This is a genomic window from Faecalibacterium butyricigenerans, assembly GCF_020687345.1.
In the GTDB taxonomy this organism is placed as follows: domain Bacteria; phylum Bacillota; class Clostridia; order Oscillospirales; family Ruminococcaceae; genus Faecalibacterium; species Faecalibacterium butyricigenerans.
Map to the genome: position 1 here is coordinate 1 of NZ_JAJEQL010000055.1, position 5,741 is coordinate 5,741.

Consider the following 5,741-nt stretch of genomic DNA (forward strand, 5'->3'; position numbering starts at 1 on the left):
TACCCGGCAGAGTTGGTCAAGGCCAAGTTCCTGAAACTGGACAGCCATCACATCGAGTTCGTCATGGACTGCCTGCGAGATAACACCACCAAAGTCCGCAACATCAAGCAATACCTGCGGGCCATGCTTTTTAACGCGCCCAGCACCATCAACAGCTACTATGCGTCCCTTGTGGCGCACGATATGGCGCAGCCCGATTGGGGCCGCCCGCCCAACAACTGACCGAAAGGAGCGTCCACCCATGAGAACCCTTTACCTGCGGAGGCTGGTGGTTCCACCCTAGCTGCCGCTCTGAATTTTCTGCAACAAGGAGGGATTCATATTGCAGGAAGAAGTCACCCAGAAAACCATTGCCCTGTCCATGAAAACAGGCAAACTCACCGCCCAAGCGTTGCAAGCTGCCCTGAAAAAATATTTGCAGCACCGGGCCAAGGGGCCAAAGCTGCATCACGGCAAGCAAAGCCTGAAACAGCTGAAAGCCCACGGCGCGGCTCTGACCAACATTGAAGTCACGGAGGCGAACATCGGGGCGTTCAAGCCCTGCGCCAAGAAGTACGGTGTGGACTTTACCCTGCGCAAGGACAAGACCACCCAGCCGCCCCATTACATCGTGATCTTCAAGGCCAAGGATGCAGACAATCTGGAACAGGCGTTCCGGGAGTTCACGGCCAAAACGCTCTCCAAGGAGCAGCGGCCCTCCATCCGCAAGGTGCTGGCAGCAGCCAAGCAGAAAGCGGCCCAGCAGCCGAAACGTGCGAAGGAAAAAATCAAGCAAAGGGGGCTGGAACGATGAAGCCTGAACTGAAAAAGCTGCTGGTGCTGAATCTGCCGTATCTGCTGTTCGTGTACCTGTTCGCCAAATGCGGGCAGGCGTACCGTCTGGCGGCGGGCGCGGATGCTTCGGCCAAGCTGCTGCACCTGACGAGCGGCATCTCCGCCGCCTTTGCAGACCCGCTGCCCAGCCTGCATCCGTTTGACCTCTGCGTGGGCGTTGCCGGGGCGGTGGCTGTCCGGCTCATCGTGTACAGCAAGGGCAAGAACGCCAAGAAATACCGCAAGGGTGAAGAATACGGCTCTGCCCGGTGGGGCACCGCCAAGGACATTGCCCCGTACATCGACCCCAAGTTTGAAAACAACATCCTGCTGACCCAGACCGAACGCCTGACCATGACCGGGCGGCCCAAAGACCCCAAGACGGCCCGGAACAAAAATGTGCTGGTGATCGGCGGCTCCGGCAGCGGCAAGACACGCTTCTATGTGAAGCCCAACCTCATGCAATGTTTCCCCACTTCCGACTATCCCACCTCATTCGTGGTCACAGACCCAAAAGGCACACTGGTTCTGGAAACGGGCCAAATGTTCCAGCGGGCAGGCTACCGGGTGAAAATCCTGAACACGATAAACTTTTCCAAGTCCATGAAGTACAACCCTTTTGTTTACATCCACTCGGAAAAGGACGTGCTGAAGCTGGTAAATACCCTTATCGCTAACACCAAGGGCGAGGGTGAAAAATCAGCAGAAGATTTTTGGGTGAAGTCGGAACGGCTGTTCTACACTGCGCTTATCGGCTACATCTGGTATGAGGCCCCGGCAGAAGAAATGAACTTCACCACCCTGCTGGAAATGATAAATGCCAGTGAAACCCGCGAGGACGACCCGGAGTTTCAAAGCCCAGTGGACCTCATGTTTGAACGGCTGGAACAGAAAGACCCGGACCACTTCGCCGTCCGGCAGTACAAAAAGTTTTTGCTGTCGGCGGGCAAGACCCGTTCTTCCATCCTGATAAGCTGTGGTGCCCGTTTAGCCCCATTTGACATCCGGGAGGTGCGGGAGCTGATGGAGAACGATGAAATGGAGCTGGACACCATCGGGGATGAAAAGACGGTGCTGTTTTTGATTATGAGCGACACGGACACCACCTTCAACTTCATTCTGGCCATGCTCCAAAGCCAGCTTATCAACCTGCTGTGTGACCGTGCGGATGATAAATACAGCGGGCGGCTGCCTGTCCATGTGCGGCTGATTCTGGACGAGTTTGCCAACATCGGGCAGATCCCCAACTTCGACAAGCTGATCGCCACCATCCGCAGCCGGGAAATCTCGGCATCCATCATTTTGCAGAGCCAGTCGCAGCTGAAAGCCATCTACAAGGATGCGGCCGAAATCATTTCGGACAACTGCGATTCTGTTCTCTTTTTAAGTGGGCGGGGCAAAAATGCCAAAGAGATCTCCGATGCGCTGGGGAAAGAGACCATCGACAGTTTCAACACCAGCGAGAACCGGGGCTCTCAAACCTCCCACGGACTGAACTATCAAAAACTAGGAAAGGCGTTGATGTCAGAGGACGAAATCGCAATCATGGACGGCGGCAGATGTATTTTGCAGCTGCGGGGTGTGAGGCCGTTCTTTTCGGAGAAGTTCGACATCACCAAGCACCCGCACTACAAATACCTTGCGGACGCGGACAAGAAAAAAACCTTTGATGTGGACAGGTTCTTATCTACCCTGCGCCGGAAGCGGCAGCAGGTAGTCGCACAGGACGAAAGTTTTGACCTGTACGAAATCGACCTGTCGGATGAAGATGCAGCCGAATAATTTTATTTTTGAGTGTCGCAGAATAAGCGGCAGAAAGTGAGGACCTTATGGAATTTTTCAACAGCGCAGTCGATACTTTGCAGACTATCGTGGTCGGTCTGGGCGGTGCCCTGTGTGTCTGGGGCGGCATCAACCTGTTGGAGGGTTATGGACAGGATAACCCCGGCAGCAAGAGCCAGGGCGTGAAGCAGTTCATGGCTAATTAAAGGGAACAAAAAAGAAAGGAAAACCAATCCAGACGGTATCAGCGGCAGGATACAAGAATAAATTGTGATTTCACAAGATTGGTGCTATAATAAGAGAAAAGTTCCTGCCGGGGCAGCCGCCCCGGTGGTATGGATAGAAAGGCAGGAAAACAATATGCACATCAGCTATAAACCACTCTGGCACACACTGTTAGAGCGTGATATGAGGAAAGAGGATTTAAGGCTTGCTGCTGGTATGACAACAAATATGATTGCCAACATGAGCAAAGAGGGAAAGCACATCAGCATGGATACATTAGCCCGTATCTGCGAAACGCTGAATTGTGAGATTACCGATGTGATTGAGTTAGTACCAGACGAGCCTGCTTCCACAGGAGGTAAGGAACATGAGAGAATTGAAACCAAGAATAACGGAAAACGGAATTGATTATATCCTTGTCGGAGATTACTACATCCCGGACTTGAAACTGCCGGAGGAACACCGCCCTATCGGAAAGTACGGACGGATGCACCGGGAATATTTAAGGGAAGTCCACCCAGCCAGATTGAATACATTGATACTGACCGGAGAATTGTGGACATATCTTGCAGACCTGAACGAACAGGCACAGGAACGGTTAGACACTATCATGGAGCAGATGAAAGCCACCGAGGGCGTGACAGAGGAATTGAAGCGAACTCAACAAATGGAATGGGTGCAGCGTTGTAATAACATTCACAACCGGGCAGAAGAAATTGTTTTGCATGATATAATTTATTCATACGGGAGTAATTAAATCGGAGGTATATAAGATGATTGAAATTGTATTTGGTGAAAGTGCCTGTGGAAGTTTGAAAATTGCCCAAACTTACGGTAAGGGAAAGTATAGAGGAAGTGCAGTTTCGGTCTTTATGAGGCACGAAGATGGGAGTGTTCCATCTTCAGATGAAATGAAAGAAGCACAAATTCAAGCACAGGAACAAGAACATATTGCTTGGGAGAATGCTATTCCATTGGGAGGCAAGAGCAGTGATGTTTATTGTTTTGATATGGCTCTTAGTGTGGGAGATATTTCTGATAATGGAATTGGCGAACAGCGGAAAAATGTTCTCAAGAAAATGCTGTCTGTCTGGTTTGTAGAGGATTTAGACTATCAGGTTGAAGAAAAAATACAGAAAATTAAAACTACATTGTCTTCGGTTATTGAACGATATGTAGCTGGGGAAGAAGTTCGTATTTGGTATAGCTATAATCCGGATGAACTTTGCGGTATGTACTGGCTTATGAAACAACTTCGACCATTAAACTGTCAGACAACAATTTATTTGGTTAAGTTACCTGCCTGGGAATATGGAAAAGAAAATACTATGACATCCAAAATAGCATGGGGTGAGGTTTCTCCTGGCGAATGGGGAAAATATATAACTCTACAAGAAAAAGCTAAGCCTGTATTTCTTTCAGCTTGTGCTATGAAATGGAATCAACTTCAAAATGAAAATGCACCTTTGCGTGCAATGCTAAATGGTAAATTGCAAAGTGTTTCAGAAGATATATATGATAGTTTCATTCTTCGTGAAATTGCGGAACAGCCAGAGCAATTCAAAATGGCTATTGTTATAGGTAATGTTTTAGGAAAATATCAACTTGGAATTAGTGATGTATGGATTTCTAATCGCATTGATAAAATGCTTGAAGATGGTGTGTTGGAAATTATACAGGACGCACCAAAGGGAGAAACAAATTATCGCCGGATATTAAGAAAACGAATGAAATAATAACCACAGCAAGAACCGCTGCTACATGGAAGGCACCCCAACCATGCAACAGCGGTTTTTTTTACCGTTTTTTCCTCTGGCTGATAGGCGTTCCCATTTTCTTTGATTTTTTGAGAATCCGAATCAGCCAGCGAAATTCTTCGTCTGACAGATTTTTATAGTTGATACCGAGCTGCTTGCAGTAAAGGACAACCAGCTTTTCATCCCGGCTGCCCTTGAAATTTTCGACTGCTTCGAGATTTTCTTTCAATTCATCGGCAACGGTGGTCTGGGGCGCACTCTCACTGTCCTTTTTGTGGGCTTCCCGAATATCCCGGATAATCAGGTTGAGGTCATCCAGAACCATGTGACTGAAATACTCATCATCACTGATATGGGCGGCTTGCAGCACTTTCAAATGCGGGTCATCTTCGCCTGGGCGATACCGTTCAATGATTTCATGCCGGACGGTATCGACAAGTGCATTGAGGTTTTGAATCTGCATGGTAGCAATCCCGTCCACATAAATCTCAATGTCTGCAAGAAACTTGATAAAATCTTTATGTGTAGCAAGCTCACAGAGCAGACGGTTGTTAATCCGACCGCTTTTCAGCAGTGCCACCATCTCATCATTCAAATGCAACTCCGTCAATGGTGTGTTGATCTGCTCCCTGTTCTCTATCCGGCACAGTAGATAATCAACAGAGACCCCATAGAAGTCTGCCAGCGTGATAAGGTTGCCATGATTGATTTCCTTAAAATCCTCTTTTTCATAACTTCCAAGAGCTGATTTGGAAATGCCTGTCAGCTTTGATAGTTCTTCCAGATTTAAGCCTTTGTCCTTGCGGAGTTCCCAAAGGCGTTCCTGTATGCTTGTTGCTCCTTTCATGGGCGCACGCTCCTTTCCAATGGTTTCATTGCTGCCGCTTATCTGGATTATATCACACTTTCCGCAATCGTGGAAATTTCTGATTTTTACCCCTAATTCCTACTTTGTGGACATACGGCACAGGGCACAAAAATGTTCTATGATACAGGTAGTTCATCGATGGATTATTCCAATCGAATGACCAGCCTGTGTGGGATATGCTTCCCCGGCGATGTAGCGCCATGACTTTTGGCAGGGATGTGGAGGAACCCTGACCGAAACGAGCGTACCAAAGGGAGCGATACGCCGCTGTGAGATTCAGGGGAGGAACGACACCG

8 protein-coding genes are annotated in these 5,741 nt (G+C 48.7%); 7 read left to right on the forward strand and 1 reads right to left on the reverse strand.

The genetic code is table 11. The features are described from left to right. The 7 genes from LKD23_RS12465 to LKD23_RS12495 form a co-directional block, all read left to right on the forward strand. The coding region (locus LKD23_RS12465) for a DUF6017 domain-containing protein (RefSeq protein ID WP_227621911.1) at positions 1 to 222 on the forward strand (222 nt) is incomplete at its 5' end. A gap of 100 nt (positions 223 to 322) precedes the next feature. Next, positions 323 to 793 carry a PcfB family protein gene (locus LKD23_RS12470; RefSeq protein ID WP_005933691.1) on the forward strand — a complete coding sequence of 157 codons (471 nt, stop codon included), beginning with the start codon at positions 323 to 325 and terminating at the stop codon, positions 791 to 793. Further along, complete coding sequence (locus LKD23_RS12475; RefSeq protein ID WP_227621912.1) at positions 790 to 2,595, forward strand: VirD4-like conjugal transfer protein, CD1115 family; 1,806 nt, start codon at positions 790 to 792, stop codon at positions 2,593 to 2,595. The genes LKD23_RS12470 and LKD23_RS12475 overlap by 4 nt, the downstream gene beginning before the upstream one ends. A 47-nt stretch (positions 2,596 to 2,642) precedes the next feature. Beyond that, positions 2,643 to 2,801: a Maff2 family mobile element protein gene (locus tag LKD23_RS12480; protein WP_118564318.1), complete on the forward strand. Its 159-nt coding sequence runs from the start codon at positions 2,643 to 2,645 to the stop codon at positions 2,799 to 2,801. A 64-nt stretch (positions 2,802 to 2,865) separates the two neighbouring features. Then, positions 2,866 to 3,228, forward strand: coding sequence for a helix-turn-helix domain-containing protein (locus LKD23_RS12485; RefSeq protein WP_022742028.1), 363 nt, complete (start codon positions 2,866 to 2,868; stop codon positions 3,226 to 3,228). Beyond that, a complete protein-coding gene (locus LKD23_RS12490) occupies positions 3,188 to 3,577 on the forward strand; it encodes a TnpV protein (protein WP_009296082.1) in 390 nt (129 codons plus the stop codon). Before LKD23_RS12485 ends, LKD23_RS12490 begins: the two co-directional genes overlap by 41 nt. A gap of 16 nt (positions 3,578 to 3,593) precedes the next feature. After that, the gene (locus tag LKD23_RS12495; protein WP_014078537.1) at positions 3,594 to 4,556 is read left to right on the forward strand and encodes a DUF3658 domain-containing protein; all 963 of its coding nucleotides are present in this window, start codon (positions 3,594 to 3,596) and stop codon (positions 4,554 to 4,556) included. 61 nt (positions 4,557 to 4,617) lie between these two features. On the opposite strand, the gene LKD23_RS12500 is transcribed toward LKD23_RS12495, so the two are convergent. Beyond that, on the reverse strand, positions 4,618 to 5,424 hold the full coding sequence (locus LKD23_RS12500; protein WP_006873172.1) for a helix-turn-helix domain-containing protein: 807 nt from the start codon (positions 5,422 to 5,424) through the stop codon (positions 4,618 to 4,620). Positions 5,425 to 5,741 lie beyond the last annotated feature (317 nt).